Raw genomic sequence first — 17,754 nt, 5'->3', positions numbered from 1 at the left:
CTCTCAGTCCCGCCCCAACACCACCGTCCCCGAGGAGCAGAACCATCCCCCGGTGCCCGATGCCACGCCCAGCCGGGGCAGCCCGCCGTCCCGGGTCCGCACCTGCCGTTCGCCGGCCTCCCCGCGCAGCTGCCGCGCCGCCTCGACCAGCAGGAACAGCCCCCGCATTCCCGGATGCAGGGCCGACAGGCCGCCCCCGTCCGTGTTCACCGGCAGTGCCCCGCCCCGCACCAGCAGCCGGTCCTTCCCCACGAACGCCCCGCCCTCGCCCTTGGCGCAGAAACCCAGGTCCTCCAGGGTCACCAGGGTCATGTAGGTGAACGCGTCGTAGATCTCCGCGAAGTCGACGTCCGCCGGGGTCACCCCGGCCCGCTCGAAGGCCAGCCGGCCGCTCACCGTCGCCGGGGACCGGGTGAAGTCCGGCCACTCGGACATGGCGGCGTGCGAGACGTGCTCGCCGGCGCCGAGGATCCAGACGGGGGCCGTCCGGCAGTCCCGCACGTACTCCTCGGCCGCCAGCAGGACCGCCGCACCGCCGTCCGAACGCGGACAGCAGTGCAGCCTGGTGAACGGGTCGGCGACCATCGGTCCGGACAGGACGTCGTCGACCGTGATCGGGGTGCGGTACATCGCCTCCGGGTTCAGGGCCGCGTTCGCCCTCGCCTGGACCGCGACCCGGGCCAGCTGCTCGATCGTCGTGCCGTACTCGATCATGTGCCGGCGGGCCGCCATGGCGTACTTGGCGATCAGCGTGTGTCCGTACGGCACCTCGAACTGGAGGGGGCCGCGGGCGCCGAAGGAGAGGTTCCCCGTCCTGCGGCCGGCCTTGACGTCCGCCCGCGCCGTCGAGCCGTACACCAGCAGCACGGACTTCGCGCGGCCCGCCGCTATCGCGTCCGCCGCGTGGGCCGCCATGACCTCCCAGGTCGAGCCGCCGACCGAGGTGGAGTCCACCCAGGTGGGGCGCAGGCCCAGGTATTCGGCGACCTCCACCGGGGCGAGCGTGCCGAGGCCCGCGGAGGCGAGGCCGTCGACCAGCGAGCGGTCCAGACCCGCGTCGGCGAGGGCCCGGCGGGCGGCCTGGGCGTGCAGGGCGTAGGGCGTCGCGTCCTCGACGCGCCCGCAGTCGGACAGGGCCACGCCGACCACCGCGACTTTCCGGCTCCCGCGACTCATGCGAGGGCTCCTCCCTCTGGGCATCTCGTTCGGGCCCTCCTAATATGACGCTCCGTCAGATATGGAGGGAAGGCCATGGACACGCGCCTCACCGCCGAGCAGGACGGGATCCGCCGGGCCCTGCGTGAGCTGCTGCACAAACGCTGCGGCCCGGGAGAGGTCCGGGCCGCCGTGGACGGTCCGGCCGGGTACGACCCCCTCCTGTGGACCGCCCTGGCCGGCCGGCTCGGACTGCCGGGACTCGCGCTCCCGGAGGCCTACGGCGGGGTCGGCTGCTCGGTCACCGAACTGGCCCTCGCCTGCGAGGAGGTCGGCCGGTTCCTCGCCCCCTCCCCGCTGCTCGCCACCTCCGTCCTCACCGCCCCGCTGATCCTCGCCCTCGGCACCGAGGCCCAGCGCGCCGAGCTGCTCCCGCGCATCGCCGACGGCTCCCTCACCGCCGCCCTCGCCGTCTCCGGACCCGCGCTCGCCACCGCCCTCGGCCTGACCCGCGGGAACGGCGAGTACAGCGCAGGCGGCGGGCGGGCCGGCGGGATGCAGGCGCGGCGGGCGGAGGGCGGATGGCGGCTGTACGGGGAGGCCGAGCAGGTACTGGACGGGCACAGCGCGGGTCTGCTGCTCGTCGCCGCGCACACCGGGGGGTTCGCCCGGGCGCGGACCCTGCTGTTCCTGGTGACGGGGGAGGAGGCGGGGCCGGCGCGGATCCGGCAGACCGCGCTGGACGCCACCCGGCCTCGGGCCCGCGTCCAACTGCGGGATGTGCCCGCCCGGTTGCTGGGCACGGAGGAGACGGACGTGCTGCCCGCCCTCGCCGGGGCCGGGGACGCGGCGGCCGCCGTGCTCGCCGCGGAGGCCGTGGGCGCGGCCGACCGGGTGCTGGAGCGGACCGTGGAGTACGCCGGGCAGCGGGTGCAGTTCGGGCGGCCGGTCGGGTCCTTCCAGGCCGTCAAGCACCGGCTGGCGGACGTGTACGTGGGGGTGCAGGCGGCGCGGTCGGCCGCGTACTACGCCGCCTGGGCGGCCGGGCGGGGGGAGCGGGCCGGCGGGCTCGCGCTCGCGCAGGCGCTGGAGGCGCTGCGGTGCGCCGCCGCCGAGGGCATCCAGCTGCACGGCGGGATCGGCTTCACCTGGGAGCACGACGCCCATCTGTACTTCAAGCGGGCGGCCGGGGACGAGCTGCTGTTCGGCCCGGTGCACCGGCTGCGCGACCGGGCCGCCGAGGCCGCCGGGCTCTTCGCGGCCCACGAGGCGGTGGTCTGATGGCCCCGGCCGCCGGCGTCCGGCTCGTGCAGAAGGTGTCGTCCACCCGGCTGTTCGCCCGGGTGGCCCCGCTTGTGATCCCGGCGCTCGACCGGGGCGTGCACCGGCTCACCCGGGGGAAGGTGCTGCTCAGCGCACGGATGCTGCCCGGTGTGATCCTCACCTCGACGGGCGCGAGGAGCGGGCTGCCGCGCCGGACGCCGCTCGCCTGCATGCCGGAGGCGGTCGGGCGGAGCTGGATCCTCGTCGGCTCCAACTTCGGGCGGGCCGGCCATCCCGCGTGGACGCACAACCTGCTGGCCCACCCGGAGGCCGCCGTGAGCTGGAAGGGGCGCGACATCCCGGTCACCGCCGTGCTCCTCACGGGAGGGGAACGCGCGGCGGCCTGGCGGGCGGTCCTCGCGTTCTGGCCGCCGTACGCCGCGTACCAGGAGCGGGTGGAGCGGGAGATCCGGCTCTTTCGGCTCACGCGTCGGTAGCGCCCGCGGCTACAGCGTGGCCAGCCGCTCCACCAGCAAGAACGCGCCGATTCCCAGCATCGCCGCCCCTGACGTGCGCGTCACCGCCCGGGCCGCCGCGGGCCTGGCCGCGAGGAGGGCGCGGGCCAGGACGCCGACGGTGAGGTACACGACCGCGCAGCACGCCATGTGCAGCAGGCCCAGGGCCGCCGTCTGCGCGGGCACGGGAAGGTGCGCGCCGCGGAGGGTGAGGAACTGCGGGAGCACGGAGAGGTAGAGAAGCAGGCCCTTGGGGTTCAGGCCGCTGATCGTGGCGCCCCTGAGGAAGAGCCGGCCGTCGGGCGCCACCGGGCCGATCGCGCCCGGGGCCGCCGCGCTCGGGACCGCCGGGCGGCGCAGCACGCCCCAGCCCAGCCACAGCAGATACCCCGCGCCCGCCACGGTCAGCACCGTCAGCAGGCCGGGCGAGCCCGCCACCAGCACCGCCAGACCCGCCGTCGCCAGGGCCGTGTGCAGGGCGTAACCGCAGACCAGGCCCGCCACCGCGCGCATCACCGAGCTGCCGCGCAGGGCGGTCGCGATGACGTACGCCCAGTCGGCGCCCGGCACGCACACCAGCAGTAGGTCGACGGCGAGGAAGGAGAAGAGCAGTCCCGAATCCATGCTGGCGACATTAGGCGCGAATGGCCCGAAAGTGTTCCCGAAGTTTGCTCATGATCGCCACTTGTGAGCAAGTATTTTCTTCATGGACGACGTAGACCGGAAAATCCTTGCCGAGCTTCAGCAGGATGGGCGGCTGACCGTGACCGAGCTGGCCGCCCGGGTGCGGCTCAGCGTCTCGCCCTGCCACCGGCGGCTGCGCGAGCTGGAGCGGTCCGGCGCCATCCAGGGCTACCGCGCGGTGGTGGACCCTCCGTCGCTCGGGCTGAACTTCGAGGCGCTGGTCTTCGTGTCCATGCGCCAGGAGGACCGGGACACGGTCGCCGAGTTCGAGCGGGCGGTCGGCGAGCTGGATCATGTGCTGGACGCGCAGCGGCTGTTCGGCGAGCCGGACTACCTGCTCCGGGTGGCCACCGCCGACCTGGCCGCGTTCCAGAGGCTGTACGACGAGCGGCTGGCGACCCTGCCCGGGGTGCAGCGGCTGACGTCGACACTGGTGATGAAGCACGTGGTGCGGGACCGGCCGCTGCCGGCGTAGACGGCGGGCGGCGGCTCATCGCATGAACCGCCGCCCGTCAGACAGGACTTGGACACCGGAAAAAGGGGGTGCGCCTACTTGGACGGCTTCTTGCCGGTCACGCCCAGGTGCACCAACAGTGCGAGGTTCGGCTTGAGTTCGGCCTGCTTCACGCCCCAGGAGGAGAAGCCCTTCTGGTGGGAGGCCACCGCCGCGAGCATCGCGACCAGCGAACCGGCCACCGCGGCCGGGTTCACGTCCTTGTCGACCCGGCCCTTGGACTGGAGTTCCGCGATGGAGTCCGCGAGGGAGTTGTTGACCGAGTTCAGGATCTTCATGCGGATCTTGTAGAACCGTTTGTCCCCCTCGGCCGCGCCGAGGTCGACCACGCGCAGGATGGCGTCGTTCCGGCGCCAGAACTCCAGGAAACCGTCGACGAGTTCCTGGGCGGTCTGCCAGCCCGACTTGCCGGTCCAGGTGCGTCCCTCGAGGAGTTCGGTCAGTCCCGCGCCCTCGGCCGCCATCTGCTCGGCGATCTCCAGGACGGCGCCTTCGACGTCCGGGAAGTACTGGTAGAAGGTCGCGGGCGAAGTGCCCGCCTTCCGGGCGACATCGATGACCTTGACGTCCCGGTAGGGGGAGGAGCTGAGCATCTCGCTGAGGCAGTCGAGCAGCTTCTGCCGGGTCGCCTGCCCACGCCGGCCGGCCACGCGGCCGTCGACGGTACGCACTTGTCCTGTCATGCCGTCAGCTTACCGAGGGGTGATCGGAGCGCGATTCGGCCGACTGCAAATGGGGTGCACGGGGGTATCGGGGTTGGTGTGCCTGGTCTGCGGGGTGCGCGCGACCCGGTTACTTTGACGGCATGGCCGAAAACAGGGCATCCGCGAACGAAGAGACATACAGGGAGGGCGTCCCCTGCTGGGTGGACGCCGAGCTGCCCGACGTCGAGGCGGGCAAGCGGTTCTACGGTGAGCTCTTCGGGTGGACCTTCGAGGAAGCGTACGGCTCCTCCGTGTGGGCCCTGCTGGCCGGCGACCGCGTGGCCTCGCTGGCCCCCAAGACGGACGGCCGCATGCCCACCGTCTGGACGGTCTCCTTCGCGACCACGGACGCCGAGGCCCTCGGCCGGCGGATCACGGCGGCCGGCGGGCGGATGGTCATGGCCCCCTTCCCGGTCGGCGACCTCGGCACCGCGGCCCTGGCCACCGACCCCGAGGGTGCCGTGTTCGGACTGTGGCAGCCCGGCACCCACCCCGGCTTCGAGCGGCGGCACGAGCCGAACACCTTCGCCTGGGCCCAGCTGTACACCCGGGACACCGGCGCGGCCAACTCCTTCTACGGCGGCCTCTTCCACGACGCCCTGTTCGGCACCGACGCCGTGCCCGACTTCGGCCGCGCGGTCGTCACCGAGGTGTTCCCGGCCGAGATGCCCCCGCACTTCCTCACCCACTTCCGGGTCACGGACCTGGACGACGCCATCGGGGCCGTCCAGCGGCTCGGCGGCCGGGTGCAGGCGCCACCCTTCGAGACGTCGTACGGACTGGTGGCCGTCGTCACCGACAATCAGGGGGCGTCGTTCGCACTGCTACAACGCTGATGGGTCCGCTCTGGGATGATTCAGCACGAGACACCCCGATTGTCACCGGGTTCGCAACCAGCCGCCCGGCCAGGAAGAATCAGGGTGCGTGCCGCCATGGCGGTGCGGTGGTGAGACGCTGCACTTGGGCCGCGTACACAGGTGGGCGGCGCGGCTCGTACGGGGAGGTGGCAGGCAAGTGGTGGATCAGCTGACGCAGCACGATCCGCGGCGGATCGGGCCGTTCGAGGTGCTGGGCCGGCTGGGGGCCGGCGGCATGGGGCTGGTCTATCTCGCGCGCTCGGCGTCCGGCCGGCGTGTGGCGATCAAGACGGTGCGCACCGAACTGGCCGAGGACCAGCTCTTCCGGGTCCGCTTCACCCGCGAGGTGGAGGCGGCCCGTGCGGTCTCCGGCTTCTACACCGCGGCCGTGGTCGACGCCGACCCGCGTGCCGCCGTGCCCTGGCTGGCCACCGCCTACGTCCCGGCGCCCTCGCTGGAAGAGATAGTGAACGAGTGCGGGCCGCTCCCGGCGCAGGCCGTGCGCTGGCTCGCGGCGGGTGTGGCCGAGGCCCTCCAGTCCATCCACGGCGCGGGACTGGTCCACCGCGACCTGAAGCCGTCCAACGTGCTCGTGGTCGAGGACGGCCCCAGGGTGATCGACTTCGGCATCGCGTCCGGCGTCTCGAACACCCGTCTGACGATGACGAACGTCGCCGTCGGCACCCCCGCCTACATGTCCCCCGAGCAGGCCAAGGACTCCCGCAGCGTCACCGGCGCCAGCGACGTCTTCTCGCTCGGCTCGATGCTGGTCTTCGCCGCCACGGGCCACCCGCCCTTCCACGGCGCCAACCCGGTCGAGACCGTCTTCATGCTGCTGCGCGAGGGCCCGGACCTCACCGGTCTGCCGGACGAGCTGCGCCCGCTGATCGAGTCGTGCATGCAGATGGAGGCCACCGGCCGGCCCAACCCCGCCGACCTCCAGGCCCAGCTCGCCCCGCACCTGTTCGGCTCCGGCTCCGACGACAGCGGCACCGCCTCCGCCTGGCTGCCGGAGAAGGCGGTGGTCCTCATCGAGTCCCGCCGCGGCGGACGCACCGCCGTGGCGCCCGCCCCGGCCCCGACCGGCGGGCCGCGCAGCGGCGGCCGGCAGGCGGTGCCCCCGCCTCCGCCGTACGACCCCCCGGTCCCGCCCTCCGGGCCCGTCCCCGTCCCGGTCGGCGCCCCCGACACCGGCCCGGTCCGGCTGGCCGGCGCCCCGGTGCCCATCGGCCCAGGCCCCCGGGTCGCCGACGCCCGTGCCGCCGCCGTCAAGGCGCCCCCGCCCGAGGCCGGCCTGGTGGCCAGCTGGTCCCGGCCCCGCCCCGGTCCGGCCGGCGCCGACCCCGCCGTACCGCCCGTACCGCCCGCGCCGCCGGAGACGGCGGCGGGCTGGCGCCCCTGGCGGTTCCGCATGTCCAACGACGTGTGGGGCACCCCCTCCGTGGACGGCGACCTGGTCTACGTCACCTCCTTCGAGGTGCACGCCCTGGACGTGGCCACCGGCCGCCGCCGCTTCAAGACCAGGGACGTCGCCTGGTCGATGGCCGTGGCGGACGGCCGTATCCACGCCTCCGACGGCCCCACCCTGTTCGCCCTGGAGGCCCGCGAGGGCGCCGATCTGTGGCGGCTGTCCACGGACGCCTGGGTGTACTCGCTCTCGGCCGACCGCGGCACGGTCGTCACCGGCACCCGCGGCGGCGGCGTCCAGGCCTGGGAGGCGGCCAGCGGGCAGAAGCTGTGGGAGATCACCGGCTGCCAGACCGACTTCGAGTCCCCGGAGGCGGGCCCGATCGTGCACGACGGCACGGTCTACGTCTGGCAGGACGCCCGGCTGCGCGCCCTGGAGGCCCGCACCGGGGAGGAGCGCTGGTCGTACCCCATCGGCGACGCGGCCTCCTGCGGCGGTGTCCCGGTCCGTCTGACCCCGGCCGACGACGGCTGCGTCTACGTCTCCGCCGGCAGCCGAGTCCTCGCCGTGGAGGCGGTGACCGGCATGGTCCGCTGGCACTTCGAGGCCCCGGCGGTCTTCCTGTGCCCGCCCGCCTTCGCCCCCGGCCCGGCCGTCACCGGCGGCGGCGTCTACCTCGCCGACTACCTCGGCACGGTCTACGCCCTCGACGCCACCGACGGCCGCGACCGCTGGCGCATCGCCACCGAGGCCCGCTCCTCGATCGAGCCCGTGCTGGTGGCCGCCGGGCACGTCCACGTCGGCAGCGGCAAGGGTCTCTACACCCTGGACGCGGTCACCGGCACCCCGAAGTGGCGCTTCCAGGCGGGCGGCGACGTCGTGGGCGCGCCCGCCGTGGCGGAGGGCCGCATCCACTTCGGCTCCACCGACCATCTCCTCTACACCCTCAAGGCCGACGACGGCCGGCTGCGCTGGAAGCTCGCCACCGGCGGCGAGATCACCGGATCCCCGGTGGTCAAGGACGGTGTGGTGTACGCGTGCAGCAAGGACCGGTGCGTGTACGCGCTGGACGCGGAGAAGGGCACGGGAACCGCGCGGACCGCGTAGTGCGTGACGGCCGTCGTACCGGGTTTGCACGGAAGGGCTCCAGACGGCGGCCGTCCACGGCCGACGCTACCTCGGGCGCCCGGTACCCGCCATGCGGTGCGGTCGCGCGGACGGCGATGGATAGGGTTCCGGCATGTGCACGCCCAAACGGAAGCGCTCGCTCAAGTTCACGGCCGTACTGACCCTGGTGATGCTCGGCCTCACGGGCTTCTCGACGGGCCGGCACCACGGCAGCCGGGGGAGCGGAGGCGGCACAGGCGGCTGCAGCAGCTCCCACCAGGACCACGACAGTTCGTCGTCGTCCACGTCGGGCGGCTCGTCGGGCGGCTCGTCGTACGACGCCTCGGGCGGGTCCGCCGCCGTCCCCACGTACGGCTCGGACGACGACGGCTCCTCCGGCTCCGGCACGGGCGGCGGCTCCCACCGGCGCACGCACCGGCCGACCTCCACGCCCTCCGGCACCGGCACCGGCAGGGCGACGCGGGACGGCACGGTGAAGCTGATCGGCTGCGCGACCCCGAAGCGGCCGTACGCCACGGTCGAGATCGCCAACCCGAACAACCGCACCGGGAGGTTCACGGCCTGGGTCACCTTCTACGACCCGGCGGACGACTACCTCTGGACCGCGGAATCCCCGGAGGTCACCGTCCCCGCGCACGGCAAGGAGACCGCCCGGGTCCAGCTGCGCGCGCAGTACCTGAAGACGGTCGACCACTGCGAGGCGGACGACGAGGCCCGGCTCAGGAGCTGAAGCCTCAACGCACCCGGAACTCCCGCCGCCGCCCGGCGAACAGCTCCGCCTGGCGTCCGGCCGGCAGATTGCCGAGGGCGATGAGATGCGGTGCCTGCGCGAACGCCTGCGCACGCGCCGCCTCCTTCGCCGCCCACAGCGCCCGGACGGTCCCCTGCACCCCCTCCGGCGGATACCCGGCGATGACGGCGGCGCAGCGCACGGCACCCGCCAGCGCGCCCCCCTCCTCCGTGACCTCGGAGACCAGCCCCACCTCGTGGGCCCGTCGCGCGGAGATCCGCTCGGCCGTGCCCATGAGCATCATCCGCGCGGCCTCCCCGTACGGCATCCGCTGGGCCATGAGCACGGACTCGTAGGCGCTGACCATGCCGTACGCCGTGTGCGGATCGAAGAAGACGGCCGTCGGGTCGGCGACCACGAACTCGCTCTCACCCAGCAGGTAGAAGGCTCCGCCGCAGGCCATCCCGCGCACGGCGGCCACGACCGGCTTCCACAGGCCGTTCGCCTTCGGCCCGACGCCGAGCAGCGGATCGTCCTGCATGTACGGCGACGAGGGCTGCGGCACGACCGCGTCCCGGTCGATGCCCGTGCAGAACGCCCGCTCGCCGGACCCGGTGAGCACGACGGCCCGCACCAAGTCGTCGAACCGCAACCTCCGCCAGACCTCGCCCAGTTCCCGCACCATCTCCAGATCGACGGCGTTCAGCCGCTCGGGCCGGTCCAGGGTGACGACGGCGACGCCGGTGTCCTCGTCCACGGCCAGGCGGACGGTGTTCACGCGAGCACCCACTGCGGCAGCCCGCCGGCGAACACCGCCCGCACCCGGGCGCCGATCCGCAGGCGCGCCGGAGCCACCGAGTCCAGCGGGGCCCCGGCGCGCGCGACCACGTTCCCCACGAGCCGTATCCGCGGAGCCTCCTCCAGCTCCACGACGACCACGTTGTACGGCGCCTGCTCCGCGTAGCCGGGCAGCAGGGGCGGATGCGGGACGACGTACGACCACACGCGTCCGCGCCCCGAGACCGGTCGCCACTCGCTCGCGAAGGACTGGCAGTGCGGGCAGCAGGGCCGGGGCGGGAAGCGGGGCTCACCGCAGTCGCCGCACGCCTGGACGCGCAGCTCGCCACGGGCCGCGTACTCCCAGAAGGGCGCGCCGTCGGTGTCGGTGACGGGACTCAGCATGACGGTCAGCTCCTCAGCAGAAGGGCGGAGGTGGGCACGCCCTCGCCGGCCGTGACCAGGCAGGCGGCGGCCCCGGGGACCTGGGCGGTACTGGTGCCGCGCAGCTGCTTCACCCCTTCGTTGACGAGGTTGAAGCCGTGCACGTACGCCTCGCTGAGCCCGCCGCCGCCGGTGTTGACCGGCAGCCGTCCGCCGGTCTCCAGGGCGCCCTGCTCGGTGAAGGCGCCGCCCTCGCCGCGGGCGCAGAAGCCGTAGCCTTCCAGGGACAGCGGGATCAGGGCGCTGAAGGCGTCGTAGATCTGCGCCACGTCGACGTCCTCCGGCGTGAGGTCGGCGTGCTTCCACAGATGCCGGGCGGCGGCCCAGGCGGGGCCGGTGAGCGGGTCGTCGTTCCAGTAGTTGACCATGCCGTGGTGCTGGGCGGGCAGCCCCTGCGCGGCGGCGTGGACGTAGACGGGCCGCTGCCGGCAGTCCCGCGCCCGCTCGCGCCCGACGATCACGCAGGCGAGTGCCCCGTCCGTCTCCAGGCAGTTGTCGTAGAGGCACAGCGGCTCGCTGATCCACCGGGAGGTCATGTACATCTCGCGGGTCAGCGGCCGTTCGTACATCACGGCGGCGGGGTTCTGGTTGGCCCGGTTCCGGCAGGCCAGCGCGACGTTGAACAGGTGGTCCCGGGTGACGCCGTACTCGTGCATGTACCGCCGCGCCAGCATGGCTATCTCGTCGGCGGGCCGGAGCAGCCCGAAGGGCCGGGTCCACTGGGCCGGAGTCGGCAACTGCACCGCGGTGTTGGTCCACGGCCGCGGTCCGCTGCCCCGCTTCCTGGACCGCCAGGCGACCCCGACGGTGGCCTGCCCGGCGGCGATGGCGGCGGCGAGATGGGCGACGGTGGCACAGGAACCGCCCCCTCCGTACCCCACCTTGCTGAAGAAGGTGAGGTCCCCGAACCCCACGGCCTTCGCCAGTTCGACCTCGTCGGTCTCCTCCATGGTGTAGGAGGCGAGGGCGTCGACCTCGCCGGGTGCGATTCCCGCGTCGTCGAGCGCGGCGAGCACGGCCCGGCAGGCGAGCGTCCTCTCGTCCTCGGCGAGGTGTCTGGCGAAGGCGGTCTGCCCGATCCCGACGATGGCGGTGGCGTCCTTGATCCCTGGTCCTGCCATGTTGCCCCCTCTCCTGACAGGCCGTCAGATTACAGCTAATCTGACGGACAGTCAGCTACTGGCTCTCGGCGAGGGAGGCTGGGCCGTGATCGAGTGGGAGACCATTCCGGAACTGGTGTGGTCGGCGGCCGGGCGGTACGCGGACGCGGAGGCCGTGGTGGACGGCCGCACCAGGGTCACGTACGCCGAACTGGGCGCCCGCATCGACCGCGCGGCGGCGGCCTGCCTGGCCCGCGGAGTGGAAGCGGGCGACCGTGTCGCCGTCTGGGCCCCCAACTCCCTGGACTGGATCGTCGCGGCCCTCGGCGCGGTCACGGCGGGCGCCGTCCTCGTCCCGCTGAACACCCGCTTCAAGGGCGCGGAGGCGGCCGACGTACTGCGCCGCAGCGGGACCCGACTGCTGTTCGTGACGGGCACCTTCCTGGGCACGTCGTACGTCGCCTCCCTGCGCCGGGCGGCCGGCGAGGCCGCACCGGAGGGCCGCGGCCCGCTGCCGGGCCTGCCGGAACTGGAGCAGGTGGTGGTCCTCTCGGACGACGCGCCACCCGACTTCCGCACCTGGAAGGACTTCCTGGCGGGCGGGGAGGGCGTGGCCACCCACGAAGTGCGGGATCGGGCCCGGGAACTGGCCGGCACGTCCGTGTCGGACATCACCTACACCTCGGGTACGACGGGCCGCCCCAAGGGCGCGGTGATCACGCACGGCCAGACCCTGCGCGCCTACGAGATCTGGGCGGACCTGGCGGGCCTGCGCCCCACGGACCGCTACCTCATCGTCAACCCCTTCTTCCACACCTTCGGCTACAAGGCGGGGGTGATCGCCTGCCTGATGCGCGGGGCGACGATGATCCCGCAGCCGGTGTTCAACGTGGACACCGCCCTGGCGAACATCGCGGCGGAACGGGTCTCGGTCCTGCCGGGCCCGCCCACCCTGCACCAGCAGCTCCTGGACCATCCGGCGCGCGACGCCCACGACCTGTCGGCGCTGCGGCTGGTGGTGACGGGGGCGGCGGTGGTGCCCCTGCGGCTGGTGGAGCGCCTGCGCGGCGAACTCGGCGTCGACACGGTCCTGACGGCCTACGGCCTCACGGAGGCGTCCGGCATCGTCACGATGTGCCGGCGCGGCGACGCCCCGTCGGTGATCTCCTCCACCTCCGGCCGGGCGATCCCCGGCGCGCAGGTCAGGGTGGTGGGCCCCACGGGCACACCGGTGCCGACCGGCACGCCGGGCGAGGTGCTGGTCCGGGGCTTCAACGTCATGGGGGGCTACTACGAGGACGCCGGCGCGACCGCCGAGGCGATCTCCCCGGACGGCTGGCTGAGCACGGGCGACGTGGGCGTCCTGGACGAGACGGGCAACCTCCGTATCACCGACCGGATCAAGGACATGTTCATCGTCGGCGGCTTCAACGCCTACCCGGCGGAGATAGAGCAACTGCTCGCGCTCCACCCGGACGTGACGGACGTGGCGGTCATCGGCACGCCGGACGCCCGCCTCGGCGAGGTCGGCAGGGCGTTCGTGGTCCGCAGACCCGGCTCCCCCCTCACCGCCCCCGACCTGATCGCCTGGGCCCGCAGAGAAATGGCCAACTACAAGGTCCCCCGCACGATCACCTTCCTGAACGAACTCCCCAGAAACGCAAGCGGGAAGGTGGTCAAGGGGGTTTTGCGGGGGCGGGACTGAGGCCGTTTTGGGCTGTTTGCGGGGCGGGACTGAGGCCGTTCTGCGGTCCTCACTGCCGTTCGGCTCCGGTTGGGGCTGGCAGCGCGGCGCGGATTTGCTCGATCACCACGCGGGACGGTGGAAGACGTCCTCGGCGCTGAAGCGGAGGAGGCGGCGGACCTCGGGGCATTGGAGGACCTGGTTGAAGCGGGCGATGTCCCGGCGGTGGGCGTCACGGCTGCCGTGGTAGGCGTACCCCTCGATCTCGACGGCCAGACCTGCCTCCCGGAACAGGAAGTCGAGGTAGCGACGGCGGCCGTCCGGGGTGTGGACCTCGGCCTGGGGCTCCGGACGCAGCCCGGCGTCGAGCATCCGCAGACGCGCCATCGTCTCGGCGGGCGAGCCGGCCCGCGGATCGACGAGGCGCGCCCAGTCCCGGGCCCGGGTGGCCCCCCAGCCGTGGGGCTTCCAGGACGAGGTACACGGCGGCGAGAGCGGTGACCGGTGCCCGGCGCTGACCGCCGACGCGGCGGAAGGCCAGCGCCGATTCCACGGCGACCAGGACGTCGTCCCTCGGCCCGGCCCGGAGGAGGTCGGCGAGAGTACGGGGGACCCGGGTGACGCGGAGCCCCGCCCGGCTCGCGATGTCGCTCTCCGGAAGCGGAATCCGATGGATGCGGACCTCGGTGAGGCCCTGTCGCGCACCGAGTTCGGGGTCGGTGAATTCCAGTGGGCCCGGCGCTCCCCGCCCCAGCGTCTCGATCTGCCAGAGATGAGCGGCCGAGCGGTGACTCACGACCAGCTGTGGTCTGAGGAGCTGGGCCGCCCGTAACCGCAGGGGCAGCCCGACCTCCCGGCCGGGCTCTGCCCAGGCCCCGCTCCTGATCCGGATCCACCCGTCCGAACGGAGCTGTCGAGAGAGGGAAACCCGGGGCCACCCCTCAGCCAACGCCCGCGAGGTGAGCAGCACCCCGCCCTCGACGAGCCCTCCCAGTCCACACCGCGCCACACCCCCACAGTGCCCGACCCCCCTGCCCCCCGTGCCCCCCTGTGGACAACTCGCCCCACCAGGCCGTACCGGGGCTGAGATTGGCAGATCGGTTCCGAGAGCCGCCCGTATGACCTGCGCACATCCCATCCACCGATGGAACGAATCCGCCAGTCTCGGGTGGGGCCCCGCGGGGGCCGGCCTGCGCGGGTGTCCGAGTCGCCGTCGCGGAGCGGCTCCGCTCCGGCTCCGGCTCCGGGAACGCCTCGGCCGCGGCGGCTTCCCCCGCAAACGCCTCGGCCGCGGCGGCTCCCCCTCCGCGCCGCCGCGGCCGATCCCCGTCCAGTGAAGGCTTACTTGTTGACGTCCAGGTCCAGGGCGGGCGGAACGGGCGCGTGGTTGTCCAGCTTGATGATCTTGTCCCCCGACGGCGGCGCGGGCGCGTGGTTGTCGAGCGTGATGATCTTGTCGCCCGACGGCGGCGCGGGCGCGTGGTTGTCCAGGGTGACGATTTCTTCGTCCTGGCTCTTCTTGGCGTCGCTCATAGTGCGGACCCTCCCCTGTATCGAATGGATCTGTGGGAAACCCTGTCCGGCAACTCCCCCGCGGGCTGCCGGACAGGGCCGTTCGGGATCTCACCCTAGGTGGCGGAACCCCTGGTTGATCCGTCTGCCCCCCGACACCACGGATCGTTGCGCCGAGCATGACAGTGCGCCATAAACAATCGATGAACGCCTCTGGTGGTCCGTGACCTCAGGCCACGGATGCCGGAGTCAGCAGACGTCGGACGACGTCGGCCTCCGCGGCGCCGGCCTGCTCATACAGGGTCAGGGCTTCCTGCCAGCACACGCGGGACCGGTCGACCTGGCCGAGGCCCTGCAGCGAATGACCGAGGGTGGTCAGAACCTCGGCACGGATCCGGTCACCCCCGATGCACCCTATTGCGAGCGCCTGCTCGGCGTGCTGCGCCGCCTTCGCGTGCTGCCGGCTGGCGACGTGGGCCTGGGCGATGCGGAACTGAGTCGTTCCCTCCCAAAGGCGCTGGCGGTTCGTCTCGAACATCTGGAGCGCCTCGGTCAGTTCCCTCAACGCGTCGGCCGGTCGCCCCGCCTCGGTGAGGGCGATTCCCAGGGCGTAGCGCGCGTTGGCCAGCCGCAGCGTCAGACCCAGACGGTCGTAGATGGCGATCCCGTCCTGAGCGAGTTCGATGGCGTGGGAGGTGCGGCCCATCGCCAGGTGCACGCGGGACAGGTTGCACAACGCGCTTGCTTCCAGCGGGTGGTTACCGTCCGCCCGGGAGCCTTCGATGGCGGAGAGCAGGTGTCCTTCGGCGTCCGCATAGCGGCCCTGGATGAGAGCGATGATCCCGCGGTCGTTGCTGGCCCAGTAGAGCGGGATGAGGTCACCGACCTCCCCGGCGAGCGACACGGCTCGGCACGCTTCGTCCTCGGCGTCGTCGTAGCGCCCGGCAACCAGATGCACGTTGGTCAACACCGTGCGAGCGCGTCCTTCTGCGCGCTCGTCCCCGGCGGCGGCAGCAGCGTCCCTCGCGGCAAGGGCGACGGATTCGTACTGCTTCGAATTGGCTCCGGACTCACCAAGGTCCTTGGCGGCCCAGAGCAGATCCACGCCCCGACGGAGCCGGCCGTCGCCGAGGGCCTGACGCGCGCACGCGAGCAGGCAGTTCGCCTCGGAGTAGAGCCAGTCGAGCGCAGATTGCCGGTCGGTGAAGTCCAGACCGGCGTACTCCGTCGCCTCCAGGTGATCGGCCAGTCGGTCCCCTGGCCGCTCGATCGCGAACACTCTTGCAGCCGTGGCCAGATAGAAGTCCAGCACCCGCGAGAGCGCCGCCCCCTTCTCCTCCTGCGGCCGCTGATCCCGTTCCGCGCAAGCCCGTGCGTACAGCCGTACCAAGTCGTGGAAGCGGTAGCGGCCCGGGGCCGCTGATTCCAGGAGGGACGTGTCGACGAGGGACTCCAGTAGGTCTTCCGTCTCCTCCGGGGGGAGGTCCAGGACCGCGGCTGCGGCGGCGAGGGACATGTCGGGGCCGTCGGCCAGGCCCAGCAGGCGGAAGGCTCGGGCCTGGGGCGGCTCCAGCTGTCCGTAGCCGAGTTCGAACGTGGCCTTGACCGCCAGGTCACCCGCCTGGAGTTCGTCCAGGCGGCGGCGTTCGTCGGCCAGCTTCGCCGCCAGGACGGAGACCGTCCAGGTGCGGCGGGCGGCGAGGCGGGACGCCGCGATGCGGATCGCCAGGGGCAGGAAGCCGCAGGCCGCGACCACGTCCAGGGCCGCCTCCCGTTCCGCCGCCACCCGCTCCTCGCCGACGATCTTCGTGAAGAGGGCGAGGGCCTCCTCCGGGGACATGACGTCCAGGTCGACCAGGTGCGCGCCGGCCAGGTCCAGCATCCGGACGCGGGAGGTGACGAGGGCCGCGCAGCCCTCCGTGCCGGGCAGCAGCGGGCGTACCTGGGCCGCGTCCTTCGCGTTGTCCAGCAGGACCAGCACCCGGCGGCCGTCCAGGACCGAGCGGTACAGGGCCGCGCGTTCCTCCATGGAGTCGGGGATCGCCGTGTCCGCCGTGCCCAGGGCGCGCAGGAAGGAGCCCAGCACCGTCTCGGGTTCCGCGGGGCGCGGGCCGGCGCCCTGGAGGTCCACGTACAGCTGGCCGTCGGGGAAGGCGGACCGGGCGCGGTGGGCGACGTGCACCGCCAGCGTGGTCTTGCCGACGCCGCCGATGCCGGCCAGCGCCGACACCGCCATCACCCGCCCCTCCGCCTCGGACGCGGAGGACAGTACGTCGCTCAGCTCGGACACGAAGGAGCTGCGGCCGGTGAAGTCCGGTACGGAGGCGGGGAGCTGGGCCGGGCGGACGGGGGCGAGCGCAGGCTCCGTCACCGGGGCCGAGGGCTCCGCCAGGGCCGGGTCCGCCTGGAGGATGCGCTGCTGGAGCTCGCTCAGTCCCGGGCGGGGGTCCACGCCGAGTTCCTCGGCCAGCAGGCGGCGGGTGTCGGCGTACACGGCCAGCGCCTCCGCCTGCCGGCCGCTGCGGTACAGCGCCAGCATCAGGAGTTCGCGCAGGCGTTCCCGCAGGGGGTGCGCCGCCGTCAGTGCCGTCAGTTCCGAGACCGCCTCGGCGTGGCAGCCCTGTTCCAGGTCCAGGTCGAGGCGGGACTCCAGCAGGCCGAGGCGCCACTCCTCCAGGCGGGCACGCTGGGCCTCGGCGTACGGGCCGGGCACGCCGGCGAGGGGTTCGCCGTCCCAGAGGGCGAGCGTCTCGTTGAGCAGGGACCGGGCCCGGCCCAGGTCGCCGGTGCCGCGCGCCTTCTCGGCCTCCGCCGCCAGGTCCTGCGCCACGGCCAGGTCCAGCGCGCCCTCGCCCGAGGAGCGCACCGCGTAGCCGCCGGACTCGCTGACCAGGACCCCGGGGTCGAGGATCTTCCGGAGGCGGGACGCGTACGTGCGGACCGCCGCCAGCGCCTGGGACGGCGGCTCGGGCCCCCACAGCGCGTCGATCAGCTCGGCCGCGGTGGCCGTGCGGCCCTCCCGCAGCAGCAGGGCGGCCAGCAGGGCGCGCTGCTGGGGGGAGCCCGTGCTGAGTGTTTCCCCGCCGCGCCAGGCCCGTACCGGACCGAGCACGCCGAAGCGCAGCGGGCCGGACTCCGCGGTGGTCCCGGAGCCGGCGCGCCGCTGCTCGGGTACTCGCGGCCCACCGTCCATGCGTTCGTCCCCCTCGGCATCACGAACAACTCCGTCAGTTTGCCTTGTTCCGGGCGGTTGCGTCAGCCGTGCGAGACGCCGATCAC

Annotated in this window: 16 protein-coding genes; 7 read left to right on the top strand and 9 right to left on the bottom strand. The window is 73.2% G+C overall.

The window, feature by feature from the left end:
* Positions 1-3: 3 nt before the first annotated feature.
* On the bottom strand, positions 4-1,176 hold the full coding sequence (locus JK361_RS23135) for a thiolase C-terminal domain-containing protein (RefSeq protein ID WP_201821297.1): 1,173 nt from the start codon (positions 1,174-1,176) through the stop codon (positions 4-6).
* A 75-nt stretch (positions 1,177-1,251) separates the two neighbouring features.
* Between JK361_RS23135 and JK361_RS23130 the strand changes: the two genes are divergently transcribed.
* Both JK361_RS23130 and JK361_RS23125 read left to right on the top strand, forming a co-directional pair.
* Complete coding sequence (locus JK361_RS23130; RefSeq protein ID WP_201821295.1) at positions 1,252-2,436, top strand: acyl-CoA dehydrogenase family protein; 1,185 nt, start codon at positions 1,252-1,254, stop codon at positions 2,434-2,436.
* A complete protein-coding gene (locus JK361_RS23125; protein ID WP_201821294.1) occupies positions 2,436-2,915 on the top strand; it encodes a nitroreductase family deazaflavin-dependent oxidoreductase in 480 nt (159 codons plus the stop codon). Before JK361_RS23130 ends, JK361_RS23125 begins: the two co-directional genes overlap by 1 nt.
* A 9-nt stretch (positions 2,916-2,924) precedes the next feature.
* Here the strand turns inward: JK361_RS23125 and JK361_RS23120 are convergent, their stop codons facing one another.
* Positions 2,925-3,557: a LysE family translocator gene (locus JK361_RS23120; protein ID WP_201821292.1), complete on the bottom strand. Its 633-nt coding sequence runs from the start codon at positions 3,555-3,557 to the stop codon at positions 2,925-2,927.
* A gap of 82 nt (positions 3,558-3,639) precedes the next feature.
* Here JK361_RS23120 and JK361_RS23115 point away from each other — a divergent pair, with 82 nt between their 5' ends.
* Positions 3,640-4,092: an Lrp/AsnC family transcriptional regulator gene (locus JK361_RS23115; RefSeq protein ID WP_201821289.1), complete on the top strand. Its 453-nt coding sequence runs from the start codon at positions 3,640-3,642 to the stop codon at positions 4,090-4,092.
* 74 nt (positions 4,093-4,166) lie between these two features.
* Here JK361_RS23115 and JK361_RS23110 read toward each other — a convergent pair whose 3' ends face one another.
* Entirely contained in the window at positions 4,167-4,802 is a 636-nt protein-coding gene (locus JK361_RS23110) for a TetR family transcriptional regulator (protein ID WP_201821381.1), read from the bottom strand.
* 134 nt (positions 4,803-4,936) lie between these two features.
* Between JK361_RS23110 and kbpA the strand changes: the two genes are divergently transcribed.
* From kbpA to JK361_RS23095, 3 genes are all read left to right on the top strand, one after another.
* Complete coding sequence (kbpA, locus tag JK361_RS23105; RefSeq protein ID WP_201821287.1) at positions 4,937-5,671, top strand: AfsK-binding protein KbpA; 735 nt, start codon at positions 4,937-4,939, stop codon at positions 5,669-5,671.
* 178 nt (positions 5,672-5,849) lie between these two features.
* Positions 5,850-8,207: a protein serine/threonine kinase AfsK gene (gene afsK / locus JK361_RS23100; RefSeq protein ID WP_201821285.1), complete on the top strand. Its 2,358-nt coding sequence runs from the start codon at positions 5,850-5,852 to the stop codon at positions 8,205-8,207.
* Positions 8,208-8,340: 133 nt separating this feature from the next.
* Positions 8,341-8,958, top strand: a complete 618-nt coding sequence (locus tag JK361_RS23095; protein ID WP_201821283.1) for a hypothetical protein — start codon at positions 8,341-8,343, stop codon at positions 8,956-8,958.
* Positions 8,959-8,962: 4 nt separating this feature from the next.
* Here the strand turns inward: JK361_RS23095 and JK361_RS23090 are convergent, their stop codons facing one another.
* From JK361_RS23090 to JK361_RS23080, 3 genes are read right to left on the bottom strand one after another with little or no spacing between them, the layout of a single operon-like run.
* Positions 8,963-9,736, bottom strand: a complete 774-nt coding sequence (locus JK361_RS23090) for an enoyl-CoA hydratase/isomerase family protein (protein ID WP_201821281.1) — start codon at positions 9,734-9,736, stop codon at positions 8,963-8,965.
* A complete protein-coding gene (locus tag JK361_RS23085; protein WP_201821279.1) occupies positions 9,733-10,140 on the bottom strand; it encodes a Zn-ribbon domain-containing OB-fold protein in 408 nt (135 codons plus the stop codon). The genes JK361_RS23090 and JK361_RS23085 overlap by 4 nt, the downstream gene beginning before the upstream one ends.
* A gap of 5 nt (positions 10,141-10,145) precedes the next feature.
* Positions 10,146-11,300 (bottom strand): lipid-transfer protein, encoded by a 1,155-nt coding sequence (locus JK361_RS23080; RefSeq protein ID WP_201821272.1) that lies wholly within the window; start codon positions 11,298-11,300, stop codon positions 10,146-10,148.
* Positions 11,301-11,388: 88 nt separating this feature from the next.
* Here JK361_RS23080 and JK361_RS23075 point away from each other — a divergent pair, with 88 nt between their 5' ends.
* Complete coding sequence (locus JK361_RS23075) at positions 11,389-12,984, top strand: FadD3 family acyl-CoA ligase (RefSeq protein WP_307787310.1); 1,596 nt, start codon at positions 11,389-11,391, stop codon at positions 12,982-12,984.
* Positions 12,985-13,086: 102 nt separating this feature from the next.
* Here the strand turns inward: JK361_RS23075 and JK361_RS23070 are convergent, their stop codons facing one another.
* The 3 genes from JK361_RS23070 to afsR all read right to left on the bottom strand — a co-directional run bounded on the left by JK361_RS23070 (position 13,087) and on the right by afsR (position 17,668).
* A complete protein-coding gene (locus JK361_RS23070) occupies positions 13,087-13,350 on the bottom strand; it encodes a putative endonuclease domain-containing protein (protein ID WP_236053388.1) in 264 nt (87 codons plus the stop codon).
* Positions 13,351-14,304: 954 nt separating this feature from the next.
* Complete coding sequence (gene afsS / locus JK361_RS23065; protein WP_201821267.1) at positions 14,305-14,496, bottom strand: regulatory protein AfsS; 192 nt, start codon at positions 14,494-14,496, stop codon at positions 14,305-14,307.
* A gap of 208 nt (positions 14,497-14,704) precedes the next feature.
* Positions 14,705-17,668, bottom strand: coding sequence for an SARP-family global regulator AfsR (afsR, locus tag JK361_RS23060; RefSeq protein ID WP_201821265.1), 2,964 nt, complete (start codon positions 17,666-17,668; stop codon positions 14,705-14,707).
* Positions 17,669-17,754 lie beyond the last annotated feature (86 nt).

The sequence above is a fragment of the Streptomyces musisoli genome (genome assembly GCF_016741855.1).
In the GTDB taxonomy this organism is placed as follows: domain Bacteria; phylum Actinomycetota; class Actinomycetes; order Streptomycetales; family Streptomycetaceae; genus Streptomyces; species Streptomyces musisoli.
The sequence above is the reverse complement of the archived record's forward strand: the minus strand, read 5'-3'. Positions and strand labels throughout refer to the sequence as shown.

Bases quoted from the DNA above. Each gene is read 5' to 3' on its own strand.
- JK361_RS23085 (WP_201821279.1), bottom strand. From the start codon at position 10,140: ATGCTGAGTCCCGTCACCGACACCGACGGCGCGCCCTTCTGGGAGTAC.
- JK361_RS23130 (WP_201821295.1), top strand. From the start codon at position 1,252: ATGGACACGCGCCTCACCGCCGAGCAGGACGGGATCCGCCGGGCCCTG.
- afsR (WP_201821265.1), bottom strand. From the start codon at position 17,668: ATGGACGGTGGGCCGCGAGTACCCGAGCAGCGGCGCGCCGGCTCCGGG.
- JK361_RS23125 (WP_201821294.1), top strand. From the start codon at position 2,436: ATGGCCCCGGCCGCCGGCGTCCGGCTCGTGCAGAAGGTGTCGTCCACC.
- JK361_RS23070 (WP_236053388.1), bottom strand. From the start codon at position 13,350: ATGGCGCGTCTGCGGATGCTCGACGCCGGGCTGCGTCCGGAGCCCCAG.
- kbpA (WP_201821287.1), top strand. From the start codon at position 4,937: ATGGCCGAAAACAGGGCATCCGCGAACGAAGAGACATACAGGGAGGGC.
- JK361_RS23080 (WP_201821272.1), bottom strand. From the start codon at position 11,300: ATGGCAGGACCAGGGATCAAGGACGCCACCGCCATCGTCGGGATCGGG.
- JK361_RS23115 (WP_201821289.1), top strand. From the start codon at position 3,640: ATGGACGACGTAGACCGGAAAATCCTTGCCGAGCTTCAGCAGGATGGG.
- JK361_RS23120 (WP_201821292.1), bottom strand. From the start codon at position 3,557: ATGGATTCGGGACTGCTCTTCTCCTTCCTCGCCGTCGACCTACTGCTG.
- JK361_RS23135 (WP_201821297.1), bottom strand. From the start codon at position 1,176: ATGAGTCGCGGGAGCCGGAAAGTCGCGGTGGTCGGCGTGGCCCTGTCC.
- JK361_RS23095 (WP_201821283.1), top strand. From the start codon at position 8,341: ATGTGCACGCCCAAACGGAAGCGCTCGCTCAAGTTCACGGCCGTACTG.
- afsS (WP_201821267.1), bottom strand. From the start codon at position 14,496: ATGAGCGACGCCAAGAAGAGCCAGGACGAAGAAATCGTCACCCTGGAC.